Origin of the sequence: Marinobacter sp. AL4B, assembly GCF_019916045.1 — a bacterium.
Classification (GTDB): Bacteria; Pseudomonadota; Gammaproteobacteria; order Pseudomonadales; family Oleiphilaceae; genus Marinobacter.
The window spans coordinates 113081-138598 of the sequence record NZ_JAILWZ010000010.1 but is presented as its reverse complement, the minus strand read 5'-3'; the positions used below and the strand labels follow the sequence as shown (position 1 = coordinate 138598).

At 54.6% G+C, this 25518-nt stretch carries 19 protein-coding genes; 11 read left to right on the top strand and 8 right to left on the bottom strand.

Annotation, left to right across the window (positions count from 1 at the left end; genetic code table 11):
- Nucleotides 1-95 precede the first annotated feature (95 nt).
- The 7 genes from parE to K5L82_RS02650 form a co-directional block, all read right to left on the bottom strand.
- On the bottom strand, nucleotides 96-1991 hold the full coding sequence (parE, locus tag K5L82_RS02680) for a DNA topoisomerase IV subunit B (RefSeq protein WP_133004843.1): 1896 nt from the start codon (nucleotides 1989-1991) through the stop codon (nucleotides 96-98).
- A 94-nt stretch (nucleotides 1992-2085) separates the two neighbouring features.
- Nucleotides 2086-2583 (bottom strand): protease complex subunit PrcB family protein, encoded by a 498-nt coding sequence (locus K5L82_RS02675; RefSeq protein WP_223133071.1) that lies wholly within the window; start codon nucleotides 2581-2583, stop codon nucleotides 2086-2088.
- A complete protein-coding gene (locus K5L82_RS02670) occupies nucleotides 2580-5168 on the bottom strand; it encodes a S8 family serine peptidase (RefSeq protein WP_316933356.1) in 2589 nt (862 codons plus the stop codon). Before K5L82_RS02670 ends, K5L82_RS02675 begins: the two co-directional genes overlap by 4 nt.
- A gap of 88 nt (nucleotides 5169-5256) precedes the next feature.
- On the bottom strand, nucleotides 5257-7311 hold the full coding sequence (locus K5L82_RS02665; protein ID WP_133004840.1) for a TRAP transporter large permease subunit: 2055 nt from the start codon (nucleotides 7309-7311) through the stop codon (nucleotides 5257-5259).
- 14 nt (nucleotides 7312-7325) lie between these two features.
- Nucleotides 7326-8336, bottom strand: a complete 1011-nt coding sequence (locus K5L82_RS02660; RefSeq protein ID WP_133004839.1) for a putative solute-binding protein — start codon at nucleotides 8334-8336, stop codon at nucleotides 7326-7328.
- Between the two features lie 64 nt (nucleotides 8337-8400).
- Nucleotides 8401-9465: a hypothetical protein gene (locus tag K5L82_RS02655; RefSeq protein ID WP_223133070.1), complete on the bottom strand. Its 1065-nt coding sequence runs from the start codon at nucleotides 9463-9465 to the stop codon at nucleotides 8401-8403.
- A 301-nt stretch (nucleotides 9466-9766) separates the two neighbouring features.
- Nucleotides 9767-10378: a TetR/AcrR family transcriptional regulator gene (locus tag K5L82_RS02650; protein ID WP_316933355.1), complete on the bottom strand. Its 612-nt coding sequence runs from the start codon at nucleotides 10376-10378 to the stop codon at nucleotides 9767-9769.
- A 138-nt stretch (nucleotides 10379-10516) separates the two neighbouring features.
- Between K5L82_RS02650 and K5L82_RS02645 the strand changes: the two genes are divergently transcribed.
- From K5L82_RS02645 to K5L82_RS02615, 7 genes are all read left to right on the top strand, one after another.
- Nucleotides 10517-12313: an acyclic terpene utilization AtuA family protein gene (locus K5L82_RS02645; protein WP_223133069.1), complete on the top strand. Its 1797-nt coding sequence runs from the start codon at nucleotides 10517-10519 to the stop codon at nucleotides 12311-12313.
- A 60-nt stretch (nucleotides 12314-12373) separates the two neighbouring features.
- On the top strand, nucleotides 12374-13240 hold the full coding sequence (locus K5L82_RS02640; protein WP_223133068.1) for an SDR family oxidoreductase: 867 nt from the start codon (nucleotides 12374-12376) through the stop codon (nucleotides 13238-13240).
- A gap of 10 nt (nucleotides 13241-13250) precedes the next feature.
- Nucleotides 13251-14867 (top strand): acyl-CoA carboxylase subunit beta, encoded by a 1617-nt coding sequence (locus K5L82_RS02635; protein WP_223133067.1) that lies wholly within the window; start codon nucleotides 13251-13253, stop codon nucleotides 14865-14867.
- Between the two features lie 49 nt (nucleotides 14868-14916).
- Nucleotides 14917-16077: an acyl-CoA dehydrogenase family protein gene (locus tag K5L82_RS02630; protein ID WP_223133066.1), complete on the top strand. Its 1161-nt coding sequence runs from the start codon at nucleotides 14917-14919 to the stop codon at nucleotides 16075-16077.
- A 29-nt stretch (nucleotides 16078-16106) separates the two neighbouring features.
- On the top strand, nucleotides 16107-16925 hold the full coding sequence (locus K5L82_RS02625) for an enoyl-CoA hydratase/isomerase family protein (RefSeq protein WP_316933354.1): 819 nt from the start codon (nucleotides 16107-16109) through the stop codon (nucleotides 16923-16925).
- 120 nt (nucleotides 16926-17045) lie between these two features.
- Nucleotides 17046-18995: an acetyl/propionyl/methylcrotonyl-CoA carboxylase subunit alpha gene (locus K5L82_RS02620; RefSeq protein ID WP_223133065.1), complete on the top strand. Its 1950-nt coding sequence runs from the start codon at nucleotides 17046-17048 to the stop codon at nucleotides 18993-18995.
- 58 nt (nucleotides 18996-19053) lie between these two features.
- Nucleotides 19054-20883 (top strand): long-chain-acyl-CoA synthetase, encoded by a 1830-nt coding sequence (locus K5L82_RS02615; protein ID WP_223133064.1) that lies wholly within the window; start codon nucleotides 19054-19056, stop codon nucleotides 20881-20883.
- Nucleotides 20884-21003: 120 nt separating this feature from the next.
- Here the strand turns inward: K5L82_RS02615 and K5L82_RS02610 are convergent, their stop codons facing one another.
- Nucleotides 21004-21984 carry an NADPH:quinone oxidoreductase family protein gene (locus K5L82_RS02610; RefSeq protein WP_223133063.1) on the bottom strand — a complete coding sequence of 327 codons (981 nt, stop codon included), beginning with the start codon at nucleotides 21982-21984 and terminating at the stop codon, nucleotides 21004-21006.
- A gap of 222 nt (nucleotides 21985-22206) precedes the next feature.
- Here K5L82_RS02610 and K5L82_RS02605 point away from each other — a divergent pair, with 222 nt between their 5' ends.
- The 4 genes from K5L82_RS02605 to K5L82_RS02590 all read left to right on the top strand — a co-directional run bounded on the left by K5L82_RS02605 (nucleotide 22207) and on the right by K5L82_RS02590 (nucleotide 25508).
- Nucleotides 22207-22824 (top strand): trimeric intracellular cation channel family protein, encoded by a 618-nt coding sequence (locus K5L82_RS02605; RefSeq protein ID WP_133004829.1) that lies wholly within the window; start codon nucleotides 22207-22209, stop codon nucleotides 22822-22824.
- Nucleotides 22825-22959: 135 nt separating this feature from the next.
- A complete protein-coding gene (locus K5L82_RS02600; protein WP_133004828.1) occupies nucleotides 22960-24258 on the top strand; it encodes an NCS2 family permease in 1299 nt (432 codons plus the stop codon).
- A 23-nt stretch (nucleotides 24259-24281) separates the two neighbouring features.
- Nucleotides 24282-24824, top strand: coding sequence for an adenine phosphoribosyltransferase (locus K5L82_RS02595; RefSeq protein ID WP_133004827.1), 543 nt, complete (start codon nucleotides 24282-24284; stop codon nucleotides 24822-24824).
- A gap of 21 nt (nucleotides 24825-24845) precedes the next feature.
- A complete protein-coding gene (locus K5L82_RS02590; protein ID WP_223133062.1) occupies nucleotides 24846-25508 on the top strand; it encodes a fumarylacetoacetate hydrolase family protein in 663 nt (220 codons plus the stop codon).
- The last annotated feature ends 10 nt before the right edge of the window (nucleotides 25509-25518 follow it).

Sequence of the window (25518 nt, the reverse complement as noted above, 5' to 3'; positions counted from 1 at the left end):
AGCCTGTCTGTTCCACCCGGAAAACAGACAGGATAACGAGCTCGAGGGAAACTTAAAAAGAATAAGGCGAACTTTTAATAGTTCCAAAAGAAATATCAGCCCGCAACGTCCGCCATGTTACCGTAGGCTTCCAGCCAAGCCTTGCGATCCGAGGCCCGTTTCTTACCCAACAACATATCCATCGCTTCGTCGGTATCGTCGCCTTCTTCCAACGTCAACATTACCAGACGCCGCGTATCCGGGGCCATGGTGGTTTCGCGCAGCTGCAGCGGGTTCATTTCACCCAACCCTTTAAAACGGGTAACCTGAAGCTTGCCCCGCCGATTTTCTGCAGCCAGCCGATCAATAATGCCCTGCTTTTCGTGCTCGTCCAGCGCGTAAAACGTTTCCTTTCCCAGATCTACCCGGTACAGCGGAGGCATAGCAACGAACACATGCCCGGCACTGACCAGCGGCCTGAAGTGCTTCACAAATAACGCACATAACAAAGTAGCAATATGCAGCCCATCGGAGTCTGCGTCGGCGAGTATGCATACCTTGTTGTACCGCAAGCCGGCTAAATCATCAGAGCCGGGGTCCACGCCGATAGCAACCGCAATATCATGTACTTCCTGAGAAGCCAGAATTTCACCGGAATCTACTTCCCAAGTGTTCAATATCTTGCCTCGCAGCGGCATCACCGCCTGAAATTCTCGATCACGGGCTTGCTTGGCGGAGCCGCCAGCCGAGTCACCCTCCACCAGAAACAGTTCAGAACGATTGGTATCGGTGCCCGAACAATCCGCCAGCTTTCCCGGCAGCGCGGGACCAGAGGTCACCTTTTTACGAGCCACTTTTTTACTGGCCCGAAGACGACGCTGTGCGTTGCTAATAAAGAGCTCTGCCAGCACTTCGGCCACATCGGTATGCTGGTTCAACCACAGGCTGAATGCATCTTTAACGACACCCGAGACAAAAGCCGCTGCTTCGCGCGAAGACAGACGCTCTTTGGTCTGACCGGAGAACTGGGGCTCCTGCATTTTGAACGACAATACGTAGGCAACCCGCTCCCAGATATCTTCCGGCGACAACTTAACACCACGGGGCAGGAGGTTTCGGAATTCACAAAACTCCCGCATAGCCTCCAACATACCGGTGCGCAGGCCGTTCACGTGCGTTCCGCCTTGGGCGGTCGGGATCAGGTTAACGTAGCTTTCCTGAACAGCATCACCGCCTTCGGGAAGCCACTGTATGGCCCAGTCCACTGCTTCCTGATTTCCGGACAAGCTGCCAGTAAACGGGTCCAGAGGCACCGCTTCGATATCAGCCAATGCGGTGCGCAGATAGTCTCGCAGACCGTCTTCATACAGCCATTCGTCTTTCTCTCCGGTTTTTTCCTGTACGAATATTACAGTCAGGCCCGGGCACAGCACCGCTTTTGCGCGCAGATTATGGCGCAAGCGGCTGACCGAGAAGTTGGGACTGTCGAAATATTTTGGATCCGGTGAAAACCGCAGCCGAGTACCCGTGTTGCGCTTGCCAACCGTGTCGATGACTTCAAGTTCGCTGGCTTTCTCACCGTTTTCGAAGGTCATTCTGTGGACTTGGCTGTCCCGGCGAATGGTGACTTCCAGCAAAGTCGACAAGGCATTAACCACGGAAACACCCACACCGTGCAACCCGCCGGAGAAGTTATAGTTCCCTTCCGAGAACTTACCACCTGCGTGTAAGCGTGAAAGGATCAGTTCAACGCCAGGCACACCTTCTTCTTTATGGATGTCGACCGGCATACCCCGGCCATCGTCTTCCACGCTCAACGAATTATCGCTGTGCAGGATCACCTCAATTTTGCGAGCATGGCCAGCCAAGGCTTCATCGACGCTGTTGTCGATCACCTCTTGCGCCAGATGGTTTGGCCTTGATGTATCCGTGTACATTCCCGGGCGCTTTCGCACCGGATCAAGGCCGCTAAGAACTTCAATGGCATCGGCGTTGTATTGTTGCTGGCTCATAGAAAGGGCAGAACTCCGAAAATGATCGTTGCGCCATAGCTTATTGATTGGCGCTGAAAGATCAACGATTGATTTTTAGACCATGCAGCAGAACTCAGCGCTTAACCCGTTCTACCAGCGGTTGTTCGGTGGCACCCGTCACTTCAACCCGTTCCCAGTTGCCACCGGCGACAGCCAGCACAACACACGGCGAGGTGATTACCTGCGCCACCATCATGTCTGGCGCGGGCGCCTTTAAATCCATCTGCAGTTTGAGCGTACCATGATCTTGGCTGACTTCTTTCAGCCCAAGGCTATAGCCAGCGGTGGTTTTTTGGCCCAAAGTCACGAAAATCAGTTGCTCTTGTTCTAAATCGACCTGACGGATCACGCCCGTCGACATATTCTGGCCTCGCACTCCCAAAAATGCGTCTAATTCTTCCGCGGAATCCACGTAAGCGACACCGGGGCCGGTCAAACCACAATGAGCTGACTGAGTAATCTGCCGTACCTGCGAGATTTGCTGAGGCGCGGTGTTACCTGAGGCGGCGCAGCCGGTTAAAACCAACAAAAGTGCGGAGGCCGTGAATGCTTTCATCGAAAAAGGGGTCATTGCAATGCCTTTATAGTTGAATTCATGGGAACCGCGCGGCTGCTTGTATTCATAAGCCGGTAGCCTTTAAACGCGGGTCTGGGCAGGACGTCCGGGCTGGCTGCAGAAATGGTCGGACGGCTAAACCCGGTGGTCATGCGCAGGTCACTGATGGATTGCCCCGATTGAACGGTAACCACCTCCCGCAAACCCGAGACGGGATATTCCGCGCATGCTTCCCCAGACTGGCAGATAAATCCATCGCCATCGATATCCGTACCGGCAACCAGATAATAGTCGCCCGGAGCCACCTCGTTGAGCTCCCGGGGCTCTTCGCCATCGTCGGCTTCGAACTGAAATGAATACTCGCCATCCTGCACCGTGGCTGTCACCTGTGCCTCGGCCAAATACACACCTTGCTCGTTTGGTTCGGTACCAACCAGCAACACAAAGTGTTTGCCAGCATTCCGGGCTTTTTCATCGGTAATCAACTGGCCAATAACCGGTATGCGCAGCTGTTTATTCATATTGTAATTCACCACAATATCACCTCTGGCGGCGACATCGGGTGCCAGTTGGCCCGGCAATAAAATAACCTCGAGGGTAAACGGCTCCCGCGAGAAGTCTTCCGTCACGCGTAACCAAGCTGGGGATGAGTCTACAGAAGCGCCAGTCACTGATGCAGAGCCATATACATTAAGCTCAACCGCCTGAACCTCAACCCCTTCGTTGCTCAACGACACCACGGCCGGTGACGCAGACAATACCGGGCCCGTAAATCCTTGGCTGGCTGCCGACACGGCTTTGGCCGCATCAAGTACTCCGTACCCAAGCTGATCCGAGTGCCTGCCCGAATATTCTGTTAATTCGCCACTTTCGAGCAACGCCCTGACATCGCCATAGCTGAGATCGGACGTTCCCGCTTTCATCATCGCCAGCACACCAGAAACGTGGGGTGCCGCCATGGAAGTACCTTGAAGCCCTCTGTAATCCGGCTCGTACTGACCGGATTTAAGCGCTGCACTGGTGCTCCAGATCAAATCTGCTTCACCGTCGTTATTGGCATCGCGCCCTGCGTCACCGCCCGGCGCCGCCAAATCAATCCAACTGCCGTAATTTGAATAGGAAGCCAAGTTGCGTGCGCCGTCGACCGCACTCACGGCAAGCACGTTCCGGGAGGCCGCCGGGTAGGATTTTACCGAACCCGCTCCATTGCCCGCTGCAGCAACAAACAGCATGCCTTTATTGACACCCGCAGCAATGACCGATTCCAACTGAGGTATCTCCGGCAGTCCCCCCAAGCTCATATTGACTATGTGCGCCCTTGGCGGCTGCCCGCTGCCACCGTTCACCAACCAAGCGATGGCATCAATCAAGTCAGCAGAGGAACCGGTACCGCCTTCACCCAGCACCCGCACTGGCAGCAAGTTAGCCCCAAAGGCAACGCCACCACTGCCCTTGTTATCAATAACAGACGCGATCGTGCCCGCTACGTGTGTTCCGTGGTACACGTTCCCGCCCACACTGCTACCCGGATCTCTCGGATCGTTGTCGTTATCAACAAAGTCCCGGCCTGTTACCACATTCCGGTCCAAATCCGGGTGCCAATTTGACGCGCCCTGCTTCCGGAACAACCCAGTATCCAACACCGCCACGTTGACGCCAGCACCGCCCCTTGGCTCAATCTGCCAGGCAACCGGCCCATTGATCATCCCGTAGTGCCATTGCTTGCTGTACAGCGGTTCTCCCACCGGCGACTGGCTCCGCATCTGATAATTAGGGACGACCGACTCAACGTCAGGCTGCTCCCTGAGTGAGCGAATCCATGCCAATGTATCCTGCGGCCTCTGATCACCCGCCATCGCACGGGCGCTGTTTGGCATTGTGCGCAGCCAGGTGCGCTCACCGAGCATCCGCGCAGCGGCGGAACGTTGCGCACTCATGTGAGAGGCCGATCCAGGTTCGGAAGCGGATTCAGCCAGGGTGACAATCGCCTCGCCTTCGACAAATCTGTGATCCGGCCAAACGTATGTGGCATTTTGTTGCGCAGTTCCGGCGGTTTTCAACAGTACATAACGGGACGGCACATTACCCACGTTCCGCACCACCACTTGGTACTCGCCAGTTTGCTCGGTATTTAAGCGAAACTGTGCGGTTTCGTCCCCGCCTGTTGTACGTACTGGTGGATAACCCTCAACCTGTAATTCTAGGGCAACATTTGCGCCACAGGTACCAAAGCTCTTGAGTACCATCGTTTCACCAGCGGCTAGAGGCACCAAAAACGTATCGCTCAGGTCAAACTCGTAATCCTGGGTTTGACAAGCTCGAGCGGGAGCCGGGTAAGTACCTGCATTCGGGCTGACATACCCCGCAAGAACAAAACTCGCCGGTAACTTTTGCTCACCTGCAGCGGGAGATGCGCCCTCTCGACGCAATTGATCCATGGTGTCCTGGTCAATCCGGCTGTTCGCTTCGATAGCGATAACCCCTGACAGGGGGCTGGAAAGACGTTCGAGCTCCTCGCCACCCGAGCGTCCAGAATCACTGCAACCGGTCAGCCCCACCGTCCATGGTGAAAGTAAAAAAAACGCAATTAAAGCTCTCACGAGTGCTCCATCAGCCTAGAGATTGCCGGACTCTCAAACAAAAAAACCCGCGGAGCAGGACTCTCGCGGGTTTTTGAATCCGATGCTTTTATAAAGCGTAAAACAGCATCGGAACAAAGGCCACCAATAACAGGGTCGGCAACATGACAGCCAAGGGCAGAAGCAGGCGCTCATACCGGTGCCAGAATGAGCCTGTGCGTTCGGCAGCCAAAACTTCAGACTCACCCACAACTTGCCGGGCAAGCAGGTGGTTAAGCGCCACTGGCGGGCTCAGGTAGCCAAGTTCGAATGCCACCAGACACACAATCCAGAAATGTAACGGATCAATACCAATCTGAATCGCTGGCTGAGCAATGGTCGCAGACACCAGAATAACAGCGCCGAACGGATCCATAACCATACCGATAAACGTGAGCATGACGACAATCACCAACATCGCGAGCCACGGACTGGTGAGACTTTCCGGGAACAGAAAATGCACGATCTCGGACCGTTCCAAAATCCCGCCCAGACAGATCGAGAACCCGATCAAAGCCAATAGCGCACCAATGTGAACCGCCGCATCGCTGGCTGCAGCCGTGCTTCGACCGAAAAACTCGTGAACTCGGGAAGTCGTTGCTACGTCTTCCTTGGTCTTTCCTGAATCGAGCATCACGATGGCCAGCATCACCAGCGGAAGAATCAGCGGCGCGCTGTACTCATTGAACTTGAGCCCCAGAACACCCCAAATCCCCAGAATCACCAAGGCAGAGACAGCCACATAGGGAAACAACGGCTTCGTTGCCCGCAAAGACTCCCGCAAGGCACCCGGCGCAGGCCGCGGCTTCCAGTTACCCTCGGTTTTACAGACAATGAAAGAGAACAAGCTGGCCGACATAATGAAGACCCAGAAGCCCCACCCGTACATCTCTGAGGTCGTCACTTCTTTGTTCAGCGCCGCAACCACCACAATCAACAGACAGGGATTCAGCACCACACCCAGACTGCCTGACATGGCCGTTGTCGCCAGAGACAACTGACGACCCGCACCGGCGCGGCGAAGCTCGTCATAAACCACACCACCAACGGCAAGGATAAAGATGCCCGAGGCGCCCGTGAATGCCGTCGGGAAGGCGGTGGCAAAGATAATCACAGATGCCAACAACGGAGCCGGCAAGTTGAATGGCTTTATCAGCCCCAACAACAGCTCCGGCACCCGGGTTTGCTTCAGCATCATGCCGACCAACACATACAGTCCGATGTTGATGAACATCGAGGACAAGTTGGACATCATGCCAAAGTAGATCGCCAACCCCGAAGAGTAACCATCCACAAAGAAGAAGTAGCTCATGGCAATCAAGCCCATGGTGCAGTACAACGGCACCACAAGACCTGAGGCAAAATCCATGCTGCCGGGCTTAATCCGCTCAGGAATAGCGAAAAAACGCACGGCGTTAATGATCATGAACAAACCAAACACCAACCCCCAGGCATACTGGAGTGTCATGGCGCTGGTGGAGTCCGGCGTTCGCTCCAAGTTGCCCAGATAGGCATTCAGAGACAGTATCATCAACCCGTTCACCACGAACTGCGACCCCTGACTCAAACGCCACTCAGCACGGTTACGAGGCAGCCTCAGAGCAATATGATCGGAATCCAGCGCAGAGATGGCCGCAGCCATCGCGAACATACCAATAAATAAAAACTTGGTCAGGTCAATATTGCCCAACAAGAAATTAGCCAACCCTTGCTCGATGTCTTTAAAAACACCCAGCCCCCAGGTGGCATGCTTCTGGTTCTCGACAAACTGCTGATGGCGTTGTTCACACAACACCAGGTTGCTTTCCAAAGATTTGCGAAGCGCTTGAGGATTGGGTGGTGAACTGAAGAGATCGTCGGGGTCAGGCTTATAAGCCTGAATCCGACGCTCCACTTCTTTATCCACATCCATACTCAGGTTACAACTGGGCTCAACCGCGTCCGGGTTGAGCAAATAGTAGTTCGGCCATACTTGTTCCCCGACCCACAGCAGGCGGGAGTGGAGCGAATTACCCATCCCGAGCAACAAGGTCGCCAGGAGTAACAGCAGGAGGATGACGCCGTGCAACTTGTGCACGGGGTACAGTGTCCTTACGCCTGTCGCAGTCATTGCACGCCAGTTCATGATCAGAGTCCCCGTTATTCGCGATTATCTGCGGTGCACTCGGAAGCGCCCGGATTGCTGGAACAACGAATCTTGCTCATCAGGCTCAACATCTTAGGGCTGTAAACAACCGGCGCGCCATTAGCTCCATCGCGCATCTCAAGACGGTTTTCCCGGAACATCTCCTGATAACCAACGATGTCCTTCTCAGGAATACGAATCCACTTGTCGTCCGGAATCGCATCTTCCAGATCGCTGATCATATTCATTGCTTGCGGGAACATGCCCCATGCCACTTCACGGGCTTTTTGGGCAACGTCATCGTCAAGCACCTCATCTCGGGCAACGATCTGGACCGTCAGCTGTGCCAGAGGGTAATCAACAATGCCACCCTTCTCGCCAATGCCCTTATACAATTCCAGGGCCTCATAGGCGAATGCCGGCGCATAGGCCGTGTCTACGGAGCCATTGTTGAACTTACCGGCAAAGTTGGTGATATCAGAAGGAACAACCGTTGCTTTCACATAGTTCACCATGCGAATGGCGTCTTTCTGGTAGTCCAAGGTGGCAATACGCTTACCCGCAAGCTCTCCCGCCGTATCAATTTCCCGGTCGTTCACGAACAAGTAACCAGCTCCGGCCGGAACAATGCCCAACACCTCGTAACCGTTTTCTTTCATCAACGGCGCCGCTTTAGGCTGAGCCAGGGTCGCCAGCAGCGTTTCCAGATCTTTGTAGGTCGGAAGCGCTCCGACAGCGCTGACACTTCCGGTGAAACGGTTAAACGGTCGCAACCGGATATCCAAGGCCGCCACCGCATCACACTGACCAGAGTTAAAGTCGCCGATCGCCACACCTTCGTCGGTATAGGGCTTCAGCTTGAAATCTACGTTATGAGTTTTCATCTCGAGGGCGAAGTCTTTCACCATGTTATAAACGTCACCGTTGGCGCCGATAACGTCGAATACACACATCGTTGCGGTTTGTGCTGAGGCCAAGGGCGCAACGGCCGCAAGGGAAAGGGCTGCAAGTGTTTTACGGATCACAATAACCTCCGGGTCATCATTTTTATGGTTGTTAAGTAGGTAATGCGGTCGATGGGGCTACTCGTTAAAGCAGCCCATCCAAACTCATGGTTTCAATATTGCTGGTGTCACGCTCCGGACTCATTTTGCCGAAAAAGCGGGTGGGCGTACGGTGGCCGTAGCTCTTTGTCCAGTGTTTATCCGATGAGAAGGTAACAACCGTGCGTGCAACCTCATCAAGCAACGCATAGTCCTCGAGAACCTCGAACCCTTCCTCAGAGGCAGCAAAGTCTGCAATCGAATCAGCGAGAACATCTGGGCGACCGAATGTTTCTGCAGCAACAACTTGCAGTGCGTGGGATGTTCTAAAGCCTGCGCTAACACCCAAATCAGCACTGTTTTGGAGCACTACCCATGGATCTGGCGACAGAGCCGGACGCGTATCCGGAAGCAGCAACCACACCAAGGCCCGGACTGCATTAGGCAATCCGCCCCATTTTTCGTTATCAATACACTGCGCCGCACGCTCAGCTTGTGGTGCGATATTCCGGGGAACACCCGCCATAGCGCCTGAGTTAGCATCATTTACAATCGCCTGCATACCGGTAAGCAGACCGACAAGAAAGGTGATCTCATCCTGGTCCGTAAACAGGAACGGGCACTCCATCGGCTCTGCCGCGGGATCAAAGTCATAAGCAGTCATGGCGCGGCGGAAAGATTCGTATCGGCGGGTCGCTGTTTGCGCGTATAAACGCTTTGAAACTTCACGGGCATCTTTAGCAGCAGGTACGTTGCCGCTGTAATCGTGCCTCAGATAATCCAGTTCTGCGTCCCAAGCTCTGTATTCCATACAGTTGCCAGCCAGCAGCATCAACAAAGAACCCGTGCTATCAGGCGCATCCACAACTCGCGAGAAAGAGTAAAGTAATGGATCAATCCCTTCGCCTAATGCACACGCCATCTGCGTGTCGGTCATCTGCAGAACGTAAGGGGTAGCCTCGGATTCAGAGTAACCGGAAAGTACGACACCCGTCGTATGGTAAATGGGATTAACCGAACAACCGGAAAGAACCAGAACCAAACCTGCTGCAATCAGTTTGGGCATGCGAGCCGAGAAACAGTATGCCCGGGAGAGCTTAGAGGAGATCATAATGCGACCTGTCTTTACTTTGTATGTTTGTTTTTTAGACGTGATCATTGCTGCACGCAATAGCATGCAAATTCTCAACGTTCCGTGAACCAGATCACCGAAGCGACGGGAACTTCCATTCACAGAACGAAGGATGCGGGGAAAGTACTCAAACGGAAATGGCTTGTTTGCCGAAATATAATGCCGATCAGGCCAATTACGTATAGAAACTTAAAAATTGGACTTTTCTACTATGGAATCCACCGAGAAAAACTGCGCCTTCCTCGGCTTTTCATCCCTAACGCGATACGCCTGTCACACCCTAAAAACCCAACATCGCCATGACTTCATCCGTGAGGCCATCCAAAGTCAGCCCACCGCGTTCAGGCCTATACCAGGTCACAGTCCAGCTCAAAGCTCCCGTCAACATCCGCCGGGCAATAAATACATCCGAGCTTAACTGGCCTCCATCTTTGAGCTGCTGTAACACTGACAGCCAAAGACTTTCATACACCTCTCGCAGCGCCAGCACTTCTTCCTGAGAGCTCTCTGACAAACTGCGCCATTCGTAGACCAGAACAGCCATGGCCTCACCGGTCCGGCCATTGATCGACTCCAACTCGGCATGGATCAACGCGCGCAGCTTCGCTTCCGGCGCCGACTCACGTTCGACCGCTGCCCGCATGACGGCCGTATTCAGCCGTATGGTTTCAACCATAACAGCCTTTAATATCTCTTCTTTGGTCCGAAAATGATGAAACAAGCTCCCGGATTGAATTCCAACGGCCGCAGCCAAATCCCGAACAGTGGTGCGTTCATACCCTTTATCCCGGAATAAAGTCGCGGCTTCAGCCAACAATCGACCACGAGCACTGACGGGGTCAGAAACCAACTGATCTTGAATAAGTGCCTGAAAAATATCGCTGTGCTTCACAAAAATATCCAACTGCGGAAAAGGTTGACCTATTTTACCTGACTCCCGCCTATTTACAAACCAAGCGCTTGCTTGGTAATGTCGAATTCAATCATTGAAGATCCACGTTAAACCGCCAACATAACCGGGGCCAACAACATGTCAGAAGCCAACAAAACCATCCGAATCGGCTGTTCTTCGGCATTCTGGGGTGATACCGAAACCGCGGCCGCCCAACTGGTACATCAGGGCAACATCGACTATCTAGTAGCCGACTACCTTGCCGAAGTCACCATGTCGATCATGGCGGGCCAGAAGATGAAAGACCCGTCTCAAGGTTACGCTCGGGATTTTGTACAAACCGTTATGGGCCCGTTGCTTGGCGACATTAAGGCAAAAGGGATTCGGGTTCTGGCCAACGCCGGTGGCGTTAACCCTATTGCTTGCCGTGATGCACTTCAGTCTCTTTGTGAAAAAGCCGGCGTCGATCTGAAGATCGCTCTGGTATTGGGTGATGATCTAATCACCAAGAAGAAAAAACTGGCCGATGATGGCATTACCGAAATGACTACGGGCCAGCGGTTCCCGGCCATGATGGTCAGCCTGAACGCCTATCTCGGCGCGCCTGGTCTGGCCGCTGCACTGGACCAAGGTGCAGACATTGTTTTGACCGGGCGCGTTGCCGACAGCGCGTTGGTTCTAGCGCCACTGGTGCATGAATTTGGCTGGCAATGGGACGATTACGACAAACTGGCCCAAGGCAGTCTAGCCGGACACTTGCTGGAATGCGGTGCTCAGTCTACCGGGGGCAACTTCACCGATTGGGAAGCCGTTGCAGACGGGTTTACTAACATGGGGTTTCCGATTGCAGAGGTCAGCGCCAATGGCGATTTCGTTATGACCAAACCCGACAATACGGGAGGCTTAGTTAGCCGAGGCACTGTTGGCGAGCAACTGGTTTATGAGATCGGTGATCCCAGAGCTTACCTTCTGCCCGATGTAACCTGCGATTTCACTCAGGTTAAGCTGGATGAGATTGCGCCGAACCGGGTTCACATGTCCGGCGCGACAGGGTTGGAGCCCACCAATAGCTATAAGGTGTCTGGCACCTGGCCCGATGGTTTCAAATGTACCGCTTCGTTCCTGCTTGGGGGCATAGATGCGCCAGCCAAAGCCCAGAAGGTTGCGGAAGCTATTTTAGCAAAAACATCGGCGATGTTTGCCGAAAAAGGCCTGCCAGACTATTCCGAAACCAGCATCGAGCTTTTGGGAACGGAGGCGACTTATGGCCAGCACGGGCGCCGTCGTGACACACGCGAGGTGATTGTAAAGATTGCTGCCGCCCATCCCAAGAAAGAGGCGTTGGTTCTGTTTGCAAGAGAGATTGCTCAAGCTGCCACCGGAATGGCTCCCGGCCTTACCGGCATTGTGGGCGGCCGCCCTTCTGTCTTCCCGAAGATTCGCCTTTATTCCTGCTTGGTGCCAAAAGCTGAGGTCTCGGTGTCGATCGATATCGGCGGCGAAGCTATACCTATCGATGTCGCCTGCGAAGGCACCTTTGACCCTACTCAGCTAGCGCCTCAGCCGGATAACAACATTAATGTTTCAACGGATACGACCGTTCCTTTGATTCGTTTGGCGTGGGCACGTTCAGGAGACAAGGGCGACCACAGCAATATTGGTGTGATCGCACGGGAAGCAGAATTCGTGTCGTACATTCAGGCCGCGCTCACAGAGGAAGCAGTCGCAGAGTGGATGGCGCATACGCTGAATCCAGAGTCGGCAAAGGTAACTCGTTGGGCCTTGCCGGGGTTGAATGCGTTTAACTTCTTGCTGGAGCACAGCTTGGGTGGCGGTGGTATCGCCAGCCTGAGAATTGACCCACAAGGTAAGGCGTTTGCGCAGCAGCTTCTGGAGTTTCCCGTGCCGGTGCCATCCAAACTTTTTGAGTCTTAGATCGGTGCATGCACCCAAACGCTCTACTGAGATTAATCAGATTTAAACAGGAAATTGCTTATGAGTTACCAATCCGTTTTACGGCCGGGATTGTTTGAAGGACAAGTGTTTATCGTCACTGGCGGCGGTTCTGGCATTGGCCGTTGTAACGCTCACGAATTGGCTGCGCTTGGTGCTCGGGTAGCTCTGGTTGGCCGCAAACAGGAAAAAGTCGATGCCGTTAAAGCGGAAATCGAAGAGGACGGCGGCGTTGCCAGCGCTCATTCTTGCGATATCCGCGAAGAAGAGTCGGTACAAGCCACGGTTAAGGCCATTATTGCCGAACACGGTCGATTAGACGGGCTGGTGAATAACGCCGGTGGTCAGTTCGCTTCGCCGCTAACGGGGATTAACCAGAAAGGCTGGGAAACCGTGGTGCGCACGAATCTGACCGGCGGGTTTCTGATGGCTCGAGAAGCCTACACCCAGGCGTTCAGCAAAACCGGCGGCTCTATTGTCAATATTGTCGCTGATATGTGGGGCGGTATGCCGGGCATGGGACATTCCGGCGCAGCGCGGGCTGGAATGGTAAATTTCACGCAAACCGCCGCCATGGAATGGGCACCTTCGGGTGTTCGAGTGAATGCGGTTGCCCCGGGCTGGATTGCATCCAGCGGCATGGATAACTACCCCGCGCACATGAAGTCCTGGATTCGGAGCCTGGCCGACGCGGTCCCCATTAAGCGAATGGGTACGGAATCAGAGGTCAGTTCGGTCATTTGTTTCTTGCTGAGTGAAGGCGCTGCGTTTGTCAGCGGAGACTGCTGGCGCATCGACGGTGGCGGCTCTCAAGGTGGTCGGATTTGGCCAATGCCTAAAGCCAAGAACAACGACGCATACAACGGCTTCCACCGCGCTGTCACACCCAAGGTTTTATCGGAAGACTGAGGACGGATACATGCAAACGCTAGAGTCAATGATTACGCCCCAGTCCAGCGAATTCCAGGCGAACGCTGAGGCCATGGAAGCCCATATCAAAACCTTTCGCGATGTTGAGCAAAAGGTATTGGATCTGGCGGAAGCCGCCCGGGAAAAGTTCACCAAGCGCGGAAAGCTTCTCCCCCGCGATCGTATTAATCGGTTGCTAGACCGCGGCAGTGAGTTTCTAGAGCTTTGCTCTCTGGCTGGCTATCAGATGCACGACGACAAAGACGGCTCCATGGCCGGCGGCGGTATCATTGCCGGCATTGGTCGTGTGGCCGGTATTCGGTGCCTGGTTGTCGCGAGCAACAGTGCCATCAAGGGCGGCACCATAACGCCTGCAGGGCTGGATAAAACATTGCGCCTGCACCAGATCGCTAAAGAGAATAAGTTACCTATCGTGTCCCTGTCCGAATCCGGCGGCGCCAATCTGAACTACGCAACGGATATTTTCGTACCGGGTGCCCGTGGCTTTGCCAACCAGGCCCGGCTGTCCGCAGCAGGCATTCCTCAAGTCACCGTCGTGCACGGCAACGCCACGGCAGGTGGTGCGTACCAGCCCGGTTTATCGGATTACGTCATCACGGTTCGCGAAAAAACCAAGATGTTTCTTGCCGGTCCGCCACTGCTGAAAGCTGCGACTGGCGAAATCGCAAACGACGAAGAACTTGGCGGCGCGGAAATGCACGCCACCGTTGCAGGTACCGCAGAGTATCTTGCGGAAGACGATGCCGATGGCATCCGCCAAGCGCGTGAAATCCTCGACGCCCTGCCTTGGAATGACAATCTTCCCGTGCAACGAGATGTCACCTGGAAAGAGCCCCTGTATCCGGCCGAAGAACTTCTCGGCGTTATTCCGGCAGATGCAAAAAAGCCGTATGACGTGCGCGAGATCATCGCGCGCGTTGCTGACGGCTCCCGTTTTTTGGACTTCAAAAACGAGCACGATAACCAGACCGTCTGCGGCACCATCCGCATTCATGGCCGCAGCGTAGGCGTGATCGGCAATAACGGCCCCATCACCACCGCTGGAGCCACTAAGGCGGCACAATTTATTCAATTGTGTGACCAAGCGGGCACACCCATCGTATTCCTCCATAACACCACCGGCTTCATGGTGGGCACACATTCCGAGCAGAACGGCATCATCAAGCACGGCTCTAAAATGCTTCAGGCCGTGGCCAATTGCCGCGTACCCAAGATTGCCGTTGTCGTAGGTGGCTCCTACGGTGCCGGCAACTACGCGATGTGCGGCCGAGGTCTGGACCCTAGATTCATCTTCGCCTGGCCCAACAGCCGTACCGCCGTGATGGGCCCGGCACAAGCCGGCAAGGTGCTTCGCATTGTGGCCGAAGAGAAGCAACGCAAGAGCGGTAAAGAGCCTGACGAAAAGACCCTCGACTTTCTGGAGCAGGCTACTGCTAAAAAACTCGAAGACGGCTCAACCGCTTTGTTTGGTACGGCGCGATTGTGGGACGACGGTCTGATCGACCCCCGGGACACCCGTCGGGTACTGGCAACCGCTTTATCTGTATGCCGCGAAGCCGAGCAGCGTCCTTTGAGACCGAATGTTTACGGCGTGGCACGTTTTTAATTCGAACAACACAAACAGAACAACCGTGAATTAGAGCAGGAGAGTACCCATGAATTTCACATCAGAGCACGATGCCCTTAGAAAAACCGTCAGAGATTTCGTCGAAAAAGAGATCAACCCCTACGTTGATGAGTGGGAAGAAGCCGGCGAATACCCGATTCGCGATGTGTTCAAAAAACTCGGGAACCTGGGCCTGCTCGGCATTCAAAAGCCCGAAGAATACGGCGGCATGGGCCTGGACTACAGCTACAACCTGGTTGCGGCGGAAGAGCTGGGCATGGCCAAATGCGGAGGTGTTCCCTTGTCCATCGGTGTGCAAACCGATATGTGCACACCAGCGATTGCTCGTTTTGGTTCCGACGAACTTAAGCGTAACTTTTTGACTCCGGCCATTACCGGTGAGTTGATTGGCTCCATCGGTGTCAGTGAAGTGGGCGCTGGGTCTGATGTCGCCGGTCTTAAAACCACGGCTAAGAAAGACGGTGATGATTACATCATTAACGGCTCCAAAATGTGGATCACCAATTCTCCGAAAGCAGACTTCATGTGCTTGCTCGCCAACACCAGCGACGACAAGCCCCACAAAAACAAAACCCTGATCGTGGTGCCCATGAACTCACCGGGTATCACTCTCAGCCCACACCTGAACAAACTGGGCATGCGTTCCTCTGAAACCGCTCAGGTGTTCTTCGATGATGTGCGCGTGCCGCAGCGCAACCGAATTGGTGCAGAAGGCACAGGTTTCATGTGCCAGATGATCCAATTCCAGGAAGAACGCATGTGGGGTGCGGCAAACGTCATCAAAGCGTTGGAAAGCTGTATCGAGCAAACCATCGAATACTGTCAGGAGCGCAAAACCTTCGGTCAGCCGCTGATCAACAATCAGTATATTCATTTCCGTTTGGCAGAGCTTCAAACCGAAGTCGAGGCGTTGCGCGCCCTTACCTACAAAGCGTGTGAGCTGCACGTTGCCGGCAAAGATGTCACGCAACTTGCCTCCATGGCCAAGCTCAAAGCCGGCCGTTTGGGCCGTGAAGTCACAGATGCTTGCCTGCAATACTGGGGTGGTAACGGTTACATGTGGGAAAACCCGCTCGCCCGCGCTTACCGGGACGTACGTCTGGTTTCCATTGGCGGCGGAGCTGACGAAATCATGCTCGGAATTATCTGCAAGACCATGAACATCTTGCCGGGCAAGCAAAAAGGCTAAGGCGTCGTAAATTTCCCGTGGAGTCTGTTATGGAACTGGAACTACCAAATTTCGAAACGCTTACCCTCGAGCAACACGGTCCGGCGTTAATGGTTACCATCAATCGGCCTGAAGTCCGGAACGCCATGAGCCTGAAAATGGTCGAAGAACTCTCAGCCATATTCACTCAGGTCGAAAACAACGACACCATCAGAGCCGTCGTCATCCGCGGTGCCGGTGGCCACTTCTGTGCCGGCGGCGACATCAAAGACATGGCGGGTGCTAAAAATCAGGAAGGCGAAGGCCGCGACAACCCGTTTTTCAAACTAAACCGAGCCTTCGGGGGGATGATTCAACAGGTCAACGAATCCTCCAAGATCGTCATCGCCATCACCGAAGGCGCTGTCATGGGCGGCGGCTTCGGGCTGGCCTGCGTTTCTGACCTCGCCATTGCTGGCCCAACCTCAAAGTTCGGCATGCCAGAAACCACACTGGGCATCATCCCCGCCCAAATTGCCCCCTTCGTGGTTGCCCGAACCGGTCTAACCCAGGCCCGCCGATTGGCCCTGCTTGGCCTGCGCGTGGACGCGCAAGAAGCCCAACGTCTGGGCATCGTGCACCAGGTCGCAGAGAGCGACGACCAAATCGACGCCCTATTGGCAGCAGCTCTGGAGCGCGCGCGCCTATGCGCCCCGAATGCGACCGCCCAAACCAAAGCGCTCTTGCACAGAGTCGGTAATGAAAACATGAGCGATTTGCTGGACGATGCCGCCGAGATGTTTTCCACCGCCGTGCGCGGTCCGGAAGGTGCAGAGGGCACCATGGCGTTCGTGCAGAAGCGCGAGCCGAAGTGGGCTGGCAAGCAATAAGTACAACGAAACTAATTTCCGCAAGCACCGTTAAGCGGACAATCAAAAAAGCTAGCGGGAGCTCCCCGCCAGTAGTGCGGACAGGCACGATGCTGACATCGCAACAAGGTAGGTAATGCCATGCTAAAAAAACTACTCATCGCAAACCGTGGCGAAATAGCCTGCAGAGTTATTCAAACCGCCAAAGCACTCGGATACCGAACCGTCGCCGTCTACTCTGAAGCCGACGCCAACGCACTGCACGTTGAACAAGCCGACGAAGCCGTTTGTATAGGCCCGGCACAAGTTTCAGCCTCCTACCTGAACGCAGAAGCAATCTTGGATGCCGCAAAGAAAACCGGCGCCGATTGCATTCACCCTGGTTACGGCTTCCTCTCCGAAAACGCAGGCTTCGCAAAAGCCATCAAACAAGCCGGCCTGACCTTCGTAGGCCCGCCGGAAAACGCCATCGAACTGATGGGCAGCAAACGCCGCTCCAAAATTGCCATGCAAGAAGCAGGCGTTCCCGTCGTCCCCGGCTTTGAAGGCAACAACGCCAGCGATGAAGAACTGATTGTCGCCGCCAAAGACATTGGCGTACCACTGATGCTCAAAGCCTCTGCCGGCGGCGGCGGTCGCGGCATGCGATTAATCGAAGACCAAAACCAGCTTGCCGACGGCATCAAACGAGCTCGCTCCGAAGCCAAACAAGCCTTCGGTGACGACGAAATGATCATCGAAAAAGCCGTGATCGAACCTCGTCACGTCGAGATCCAAGTCTTCGCGGACCGCCACGGCAACGCGGTCTACCTCGGAGAACGGGACTGCTCCGTTCAGCGCCGGCACCAGAAAGTCGTCGAAGAAGCCCCCTCACCTTTCGTAACCCCCGAACTCCGCCAAGCCATGGGCGAAGCCGCCGTAAAAGCAGCTCTGGCATGCGGCTACGAAGGCGCAGGCACCGTTGAGTTTCTGGTCGATAAAGACCGCAACTTCTACTTTCTGGAAATGAATACCCGCCTGCAGGTAGAACACCCGGTTACCGAGCTGATCACCGGCCAAGACCTCGTCGCCTGGCAGCTGATGGTCGCCGAAGGCCAGACTCTGCCGCTGGCACAGGAGGATATCCAACTTAACGGCCATGCCATCGAAGTTCGCCTCTATGCAGAAGATCCCGCAACCGATTTCACACCGCAAACCGGCACTCTGCACGAATTCACGGCAGCCACAGGTGAAGGCCTGCGTTTCGATACCGGAGTGCGTTCAGGCGATGTGGTCAGCTCACATTACGACCCCATGTTGGCAAAAGTAATCGCCTGGGGCCAAAACCGCGACGAAGCGCGTCGTCGATTGATTCGTGCTCTAGAAGACACCACCGTATTCGGCGTCACCACAAACCGCTACTTTCTGAGCCGCATCATCGCCGATGAAACCTTTGGCGCCGGAGAAGCAACAACAGCGTTTCTACGACAGTCGTTCAAAGACGACCCGTCGCTCGCGCCGCAAGCTCTCAGCATTCGCGAACTGGCTCTCAGCGCATGCGCACTTAGCCTTGGCACCTCAGGCGAAAATGGCTGGAGCAACGCGCCCGCAACCGTGATGCCCATGAGTCTTGAAGCACAAGACGAAACCGTCGAACTGCTCGTCCGTAGATCAGGCCAAAAGCTCTTTGTTTCCCATGAAGATGCGCAGTATGAGCTGCAACTTCAAAGTCACCAGTCAGGGCTGCTGTGCATTATCGACAATGGCGTTCGTCACCGGTGCCAATATCAGCAGAACGGTGATTCCCTATATTTACAAGCCTTCGGGCGCTCGTGGTCTATTATTGATCGCACACACCAGCCAGCAACAGGTGCCCAAGGGGCAGGCTGCGGCCGCATACAAGCCGCAATGGACGGTGCCATTATCGACGTGCTCGTCGCTGAAGGTGAAACCGTTACCCAAGGCCAGACTCTGATTGTGCTGGAAGCGATGAAAATGGAGCACCCTATCAAAGCCGACCGGGACGGTGTCGTGTCAGGCCTGCACACCCATACTGGTGACCAGGTAAAGCGCAGCCAGTTATTGATTGAGCTCGCACCCGAAGACGCTTAACACACAACATAATTCGTGAGCACAACGAAGGCTCTCGTGACGAAGGGAACGGAAAAAAATGAGTCAAGACATAATCTCCACCCGCGACATGATGCGCAGCATCCCCCCCGTGCTCGGTCGTTTTCCTTCCATTGCACGAGGGCTCTACTATTACCTCGCAAAAGACAATGAAAAAGACCTGAACCTGAACAAATTGATTACCCGCAACGCACGGAAATACCCGAATCGGGCGGCAATCCTCTGTGACGATCTAACGGTTACCTGGCAAGAGTTTGACGCCTGGAGCAACCGAATGGCGCACTACCTTAAGAACCAGGGTCTGGTAAAAGGCGATGCCATCGCCGTGTTGCTGGAAAACCGCCCGGAACTGCTGGCCGTCGTGGCGGGTGCGACCAAAATTGGCGTTGCCTGCGCCATGCTGAACACATCCCAGAAAGGCAAAGTACTGACACACAGCATTAACCTGATTGAACCGAAAATGTTTGTGGTCGGTGAAGAGTTACTCGAGCAAGCTGAAGGGGTTCGCTCTGACATTAAACTCGATCACGCCAACCCGATGCTGTATTTGGCAGACACCAACACCCGGAATATCTTCGGCGACGCGCCCGAGGGTTACACAAACCTCGCTCTTGAGGTTAGCAAGTTTCCATCCACTCTGCCGGAACTCAACCAGCCCGTGCTGATGGGCGACACAGCCGTGTATCTTTATACCTCTGGTACTACTGGCCTACCCAAAGCCGCCCCGGGCTCGCACCGCAAGTTCGTTCGCGCCTACGGTGGTTTCGGCATGTTGTCGCTGAACATGAAACCGGAAGACGTACTTTACTGCACGCTACCGCTCTACCATGGCACCTCTTTATTGGTTTGCTGGGGCTCGGTACTGGCTGGCGGTTCGGCCATCGCACTGCGCCGGAAATTCTCCGCCAGTGCTTTCTGGGACGACGTGCGTAAATACGAAGCCACCACCTTCGGCTATGTGGGCGAACTTTGCCGCTACTTGCTGAATCAACCTGCTAGCCCACAAGACCGAAACCACCCGCTTACCAAAATGGTCGGCAACGGTTTGCGCCCTTCCATTTGGAAAGAATTCAAAGAGCGTTTCGGCATTGAAACCGTGGCGGAACTTTATGCCTCTTCCGAAGGCAACATTGGCTTCTCAAACTTCTTCAACATGGACAACACCGTCGGTTTTTCGACGGCCCCTTACCGGTTAGTAAAATTCCATGATGGCACCCGGGATCCGATCCGCAACGAGAAGGGCCAGTTCGAGGAAGTCGAGAAAGGCGAGCCCGGCCTGCTGTTAGGCGAGATCACCAAGAAGTGGGCGTTCGAGGGCTACACCCAAAAAGAAGCGACTGAAAAATCCATCCTGCGAGATGGCTTCAAAAAAGGCGATTCCTGGTTCAATACTGGCGATGTTCTTCGCGAAATCGGCTTCCGCCACCTGCAGTTCGTCGATCGCATGGGTGACACCTTCCGCTGGAAGGGTGAGAACGTATCGACCAACGAAGTAGAAAATATCATCGACGGCTCCGGCATGATCGAAGAAGCCATCGTGTACGGTGTTGAAATCCCCCACACCAACGGCAAGGCCGGCATGGTAACGCTGGTGCCACAAAAGGCCGGTGATGGTTTTGACCCCGACAGCCTGCTGGCTTACCTGCAAGATAACTTGCCGCCTTACGCGGTTCCCGTGTTCATTCGGGTAACACAGGCCATCGAAAAAACAGGCACCTTCAAATACCGCAAAGTGGACATTCAGAAACTGGGCTATTCTCTGGAACGCCCGGATGATGTGGTTTACGTCTGGCTTCCGAAAGCGTCTGGCTATACCAAGGTGACACCGGAGCTGATTGCTGATATTGAGGCGGGTGACGTTCGGTTCTGACTTGCGGAGGTGGGGCTTTTTCCGGCCCCAGCCTGATAGCTTGGGGGGAGGGTGAGAGTGGGGCCACCCTCTCACCATCCAACACCCCCAAACCAAGCAGGCTAGCTGCCCAAACCTAAATCAAACACCCACGTTAAGAACAATCTTCCCGGTAGCCCGGCGTCCCGACAGCGCACCCAATGCCTCAGCGTACTGCTCAAATTCGAACACTTCGCTGACTTTAGGATCGATTTTGCCTTCGGCGTAGAGCTTAAGGAGTTCCATCATGTTCTGAGCGCTGACCTCCGGCTCTCTCTGGGTAAAGCTACCCCAAAACACACCCACTACCGAGCAGCCCTTCAGCAACGTCAGATTCGCCGGTACTTTCGGAATATCACCCGCCGCAAAACCGATGATCAGGTGACGGCCGTTCCAAGCCATCGAACGCAAAGCCTGCTCGGTGAAATCGCCGCCTACCGGGTCGTAGACCACATCCACGCCCTTACCCTTGGTCAGCTTCTTGACCGCATCCTTCACCGACTCTTCAGAATAATTAATCAGCTCATCTGCACCCGCGTCTTTGGCGACAGCCAGCTTCTCAGCCGTGCTGGCAGCAGCAATCACCTTAGCGCCCATTGCCTTGCCAAGTTCCACCGTCGCTAGCCCTACACCACCACTAGCGCCCAGCACCAACAACGTCTCACCTGGCTGAATATTCGCGCGCTGTTTTAGAGCGTAATAAGACGTGCCGTAGACCATCATAAAACCTGCCGCTTTTTCGTACGGCATGCCTTCAGGCAAAGGCAACAAGTTGGATTCCGGTGCCACAACCTCTTCAGCAAAAGCACCCCAACCGGTCAAAGCCGCGACACGATCGCCCGGTTTAAAACGCGTTACTTTATCGCCTACTTCGATCACTTCACCCGCAAGCTCACCACCGGGTGAAAACGGCATCGGCGGTTGCAGCTGATACTTACCTTGAATAATCAAAGTATCCGGAAAGTTCAAACCCGCAGCCTTGACCCGAACCTTAACGCCTCGCCCCTTAACCTCCGGGCTGGGTACGTCTTCAATTACCAGGTTTTCAGCGGGACCGTATTCTTTGCACAGTATTGCTTTCATGATCTCTCCAAGGGCGTTCGGTGCTTGTTATTGATGGATCTCAAGCTAAACAGAGTTGCCCCTTGAAGCAAATCAAGTTCGCTTATCCGAGCCAATAAACCTAACTAATATAGCCCCTTCCCTTCAATAGGCTCCGAATGTCGTCAATCTGGATGAATTTTGACGCTATTTCGGCTATTCTTCGCACGATCCGTTCTGATTACTTCAACCTCAGAGCTCACCATGTTTGATATTATCTACGCGCTTGAAATGATAGGCATCGTGGCGTTTGCCATCTCAGGGATGATCGTTGCGCGTTCGAAAAACATGGACCCTGTTGGGGTGTTTGCCATCGGTTTCATCACCGCACTCGGCGGCGGTACGCTGCGAGATTTGATGATGGATAACCATCCGCTGTATTGGATCAAGCATCAGGAACAGCCCATTATGATTTTGGGCATGGCCGTGATTTTCAGTTACTGGAGCCACGCGCACAGCCTGAAGGAATCGAAGATCGTTTTTCCGGACGCCATCGGGCTGGGCATTTTCTCTATTCTTGGTGCTCAATTGGCGCTGGATTTGGGGCATTCCTGGTTTATCGCTTCTATGCTAGGCGTCATGACTGGCACCTTCGGTGGGGCTCTGCGCGATACGCTTTGTAATGAAGTGCCTTATATATTCCGAAAAGACCAGATTTACGCCTCCATTTCATTCGCCGGCTGCTGGCTGTATTTCGTTTGCCAATGGCTGCTCGAGAGTGAAACCACCGCGTTGACCATTGGTTTGTTGTTTATCGTTTTGGTGAGAATGCTAGCCGTACGCTTTGATATTCGTCTGCAACGTGATCAGGCTCATAACTGAGCACGCAATCATCACTTGGCGCAGAGCCGTCTAGCCGGTAACATTGCTTTTTTTTCACTCAGATCGATTTTTCCGCATTTAATCAATTTTTTTCACACCCTTAACCCCAGGCACCCCGAGAGGCAGACCCCCGTCATGCTTGAACGACTGTTCCAACTCAAAGCCCACGGCACCAATGTTCGTAAAGAAGTCATTGCAGGGATCACCACCTTCCTGACCATGGCCTACATCATTGTGGTCAACCCCAGCATGCTGTCAGCAACCGGCATGGACTTCGGCGCCGTGTTCGTTGCAACGTGTCTTGCGGCGGTTGTTGGCACTCTGATTATGGGCCTATGGGCCAATTACCCGATCGCACTGGCTCCCGGCATGGGCTTGAACGCCTTTTTTGCCTTCACTGTAGTGGGCAGCATGGGTTACAGCTGGCAGGTAGCGCTGGGCGCGGTGTTCATCTCCGGCTTCCTGTTCTTCATGTTGAGCATTTTCAAGGTTCGGGAATGGATCATTAACAGCATTCCACTGTCCTTGCGCTTTGGTATCTCCGCCGGTATCGGTTTCTTCCTGGCGCTGATTGCCCTGAAGAACGCGGGTATCGTGGTGGACCACCCGGCTACGCTGGTCAGTATGGGCGATGTTACGGCCGCAGAAAGCCTGCTGTTCTTTGGTGGCTTCATTCTGATTTGCGCACTGGCTTACCGTCAGGTGACGGGTGCGGTGATGATTGGCATTATCGCCGTAACGGCCGTTGCCATGATGCTTGGCATGGTTGAGTACAACGGCTTCATGTCTGCTCCCCCCAGCCTCGCTCCGACCTTTATGCAGCTGGATCTGGCGGGCGCCCTGAACATTGGCATGATCAGCGTTATTTTTGCTTTCCTGTTCGTAGATCTGTTCGACACCTCTGGCACCTTAGTTGGCGCCGCCCAGCGTGGCGGCCTGTTGGATAAAGACGGCAAACTGCCCCGTCTGGGCCGCGCCCTGATGTCTGACTCTGTCGCCACCATGTCTGGTGCAGCCTTGGGCACCTCAACCACCACCAGTTATGTGGAATCTACCGCGGGTATTGCTGCGGGTGGCCGCACTGGTTTGACAGCGGTTGTTGTCGCCGGCTTGTTCCTGGCTTGCCTTTTGTTTGCGCCTATCGCCAGCATCATCCCTCCCTATGCAACGGCTCCGGCTCTTGTTTATGTCGCTTGTCTGATGGCCAGCGGCCTGAAGCTGATCGATTGGGACGACATCACAGATACTGCACCAGCCATCGTCACGGCGTTGATGATGCCCCTGACCTTCTCCATTGCTCACGGCATCGCACTGGGTTTCATCACCTACGTGGCGGTTAAAGCTCTGGCTGGCAAGTGGTCGGATCTGAACTGGAGCGTGGCCGTTATTGCGATGGTTTTTGTGCTGAAATTTATTTTCCTGGATGTGGCGTAAGCCGCATCCAGAACAGGTGAGTTATGGATTATTTTTCACAGAGCATCAAACAGGCCATCCGCACCGTTCCTAATTGGCCAAAAGAAGGCGTATCGTTCCGTGACATCACCACGGTTCTGCAAGATAAAACCGCCTTCCGCAAACTGATCGATGCTTTCGTGCACCGTTATCACGGGCAGAATATCGATGCCGTCGCTGCGGTAGACGCTCGCGGCTTCATCATCGGCTCTGCTTTGGCTTACGAACTGAACGCGTCGCTCGTGCTGGTGCGCAAGAAAGGCAAGCTGCCGTTCGATACGCTGGTCGAAGACTACGAACTGGAATACGGCACGGCTTCCGTAGAACTGCACAAAGATGCCTTCCACGCCGGCGACAAAGTCGTGCTGGTTGACGACCTGATCGCCACCGGCGGCACCATGCTGGCCGCCAGCCGTCTGATCCGCCGCATTGGCGCGGAGATCGTGGAAGTCGCTGCAATGATCGACCTGCCGGATCTAGGCGGTTCCGCTAAGCTGCAGGAAGAAGGCTTGCCGGTTTATACTGTCTGTTCGTTCGAAGGAGAATAATCACTCAGTCAGGAGGCGACCATGCCCGCATATCAACACCTCTGGAAAGACGGCACACCGGTCCATCTACCTCTAGGTAAGATCGTGTGCATTGGTCGCAACTACGCCGAACACGCCCGGGAACTGAACAACCCGGTCCCCAGCGAGCCGCTGCTGTTCATCAAACCTTCCACAGCAGCGACTCACATCACCCGACCACTCGAACTACCTCGAGATCAAGGCCAGGTACACTTCGAAACCGAGCTAGCGGTTCTCATTGGGCGCCCCCTGACCAACGCCTCTGCCAGCGAAGCCGAACTGGCGATCCTCGGCTACGGCCTGGCACTGGACCTAACCCTTCGCGACCTGCAAACCAAGCTCAAAGAGAAGGGGCATCCATGGGAGCGCGCCAAAGCCTTCAACGGTGCCTGCCCGCTGTCCCCGTTTGTTCCAGCCGACAAATTGCCCAGAGGCAACATTCACTTCACTCTGGATGTCGATGGTCAAAGGCAACAGACTGGTGATACCCGTGATATGCTCAATACGATCGTGCCGCTCATCGCCCACATGAGCAGCCAATTCTCTTTGCTCCCAGGGGATGTCATTCTGACCGGCACCCCCAAAGGCGTTGGCCCTCTGAAATCCGGACAAACCTTGTCATTAGAGCTGGAGGATGTACTGTTTGTGGAAACCAAAGTGCTCTGACCAAATATTC

Coding starts and splice junctions, on each gene's coding strand:
- parE (WP_133004843.1), bottom strand. CDS start 1,991: ATGAGCCAGCAACAATACAACGCCGATGCCATTGAAGTTCTTAGCGGC.
- K5L82_RS02675 (WP_223133071.1), bottom strand. CDS start 2,583: ATGACCCCTTTTTCGATGAAAGCATTCACGGCCTCCGCACTTTTGTTG.
- K5L82_RS02665 (WP_133004840.1), bottom strand. CDS start 7,311: ATGAACTGGCGTGCAATGACTGCGACAGGCGTAAGGACACTGTACCCC.
- K5L82_RS02655 (WP_223133070.1), bottom strand. CDS start 9,465: ATGATCTCCTCTAAGCTCTCCCGGGCATACTGTTTCTCGGCTCGCATG.
- K5L82_RS02645 (WP_223133069.1), top strand. CDS start 10,517: ATGTCAGAAGCCAACAAAACCATCCGAATCGGCTGTTCTTCGGCATTC.
- K5L82_RS02640 (WP_223133068.1), top strand. CDS start 12,374: ATGAGTTACCAATCCGTTTTACGGCCGGGATTGTTTGAAGGACAAGTG.
- K5L82_RS02635 (WP_223133067.1), top strand. CDS start 13,251: ATGCAAACGCTAGAGTCAATGATTACGCCCCAGTCCAGCGAATTCCAG.
- K5L82_RS02630 (WP_223133066.1), top strand. CDS start 14,917: ATGAATTTCACATCAGAGCACGATGCCCTTAGAAAAACCGTCAGAGAT.
- K5L82_RS02625 (WP_316933354.1), top strand. CDS start 16,107: ATGGAACTGGAACTACCAAATTTCGAAACGCTTACCCTCGAGCAACAC.
- K5L82_RS02620 (WP_223133065.1), top strand. CDS start 17,046: ATGCTAAAAAAACTACTCATCGCAAACCGTGGCGAAATAGCCTGCAGA.
- K5L82_RS02615 (WP_223133064.1), top strand. CDS start 19,054: ATGAGTCAAGACATAATCTCCACCCGCGACATGATGCGCAGCATCCCC.
- K5L82_RS02610 (WP_223133063.1), bottom strand. CDS start 21,984: ATGAAAGCAATACTGTGCAAAGAATACGGTCCCGCTGAAAACCTGGTA.
- K5L82_RS02605 (WP_133004829.1), top strand. CDS start 22,207: ATGTTTGATATTATCTACGCGCTTGAAATGATAGGCATCGTGGCGTTT.
- K5L82_RS02600 (WP_133004828.1), top strand. CDS start 22,960: ATGCTTGAACGACTGTTCCAACTCAAAGCCCACGGCACCAATGTTCGT.
- K5L82_RS02595 (WP_133004827.1), top strand. CDS start 24,282: ATGGATTATTTTTCACAGAGCATCAAACAGGCCATCCGCACCGTTCCT.
- K5L82_RS02590 (WP_223133062.1), top strand. CDS start 24,846: ATGCCCGCATATCAACACCTCTGGAAAGACGGCACACCGGTCCATCTA.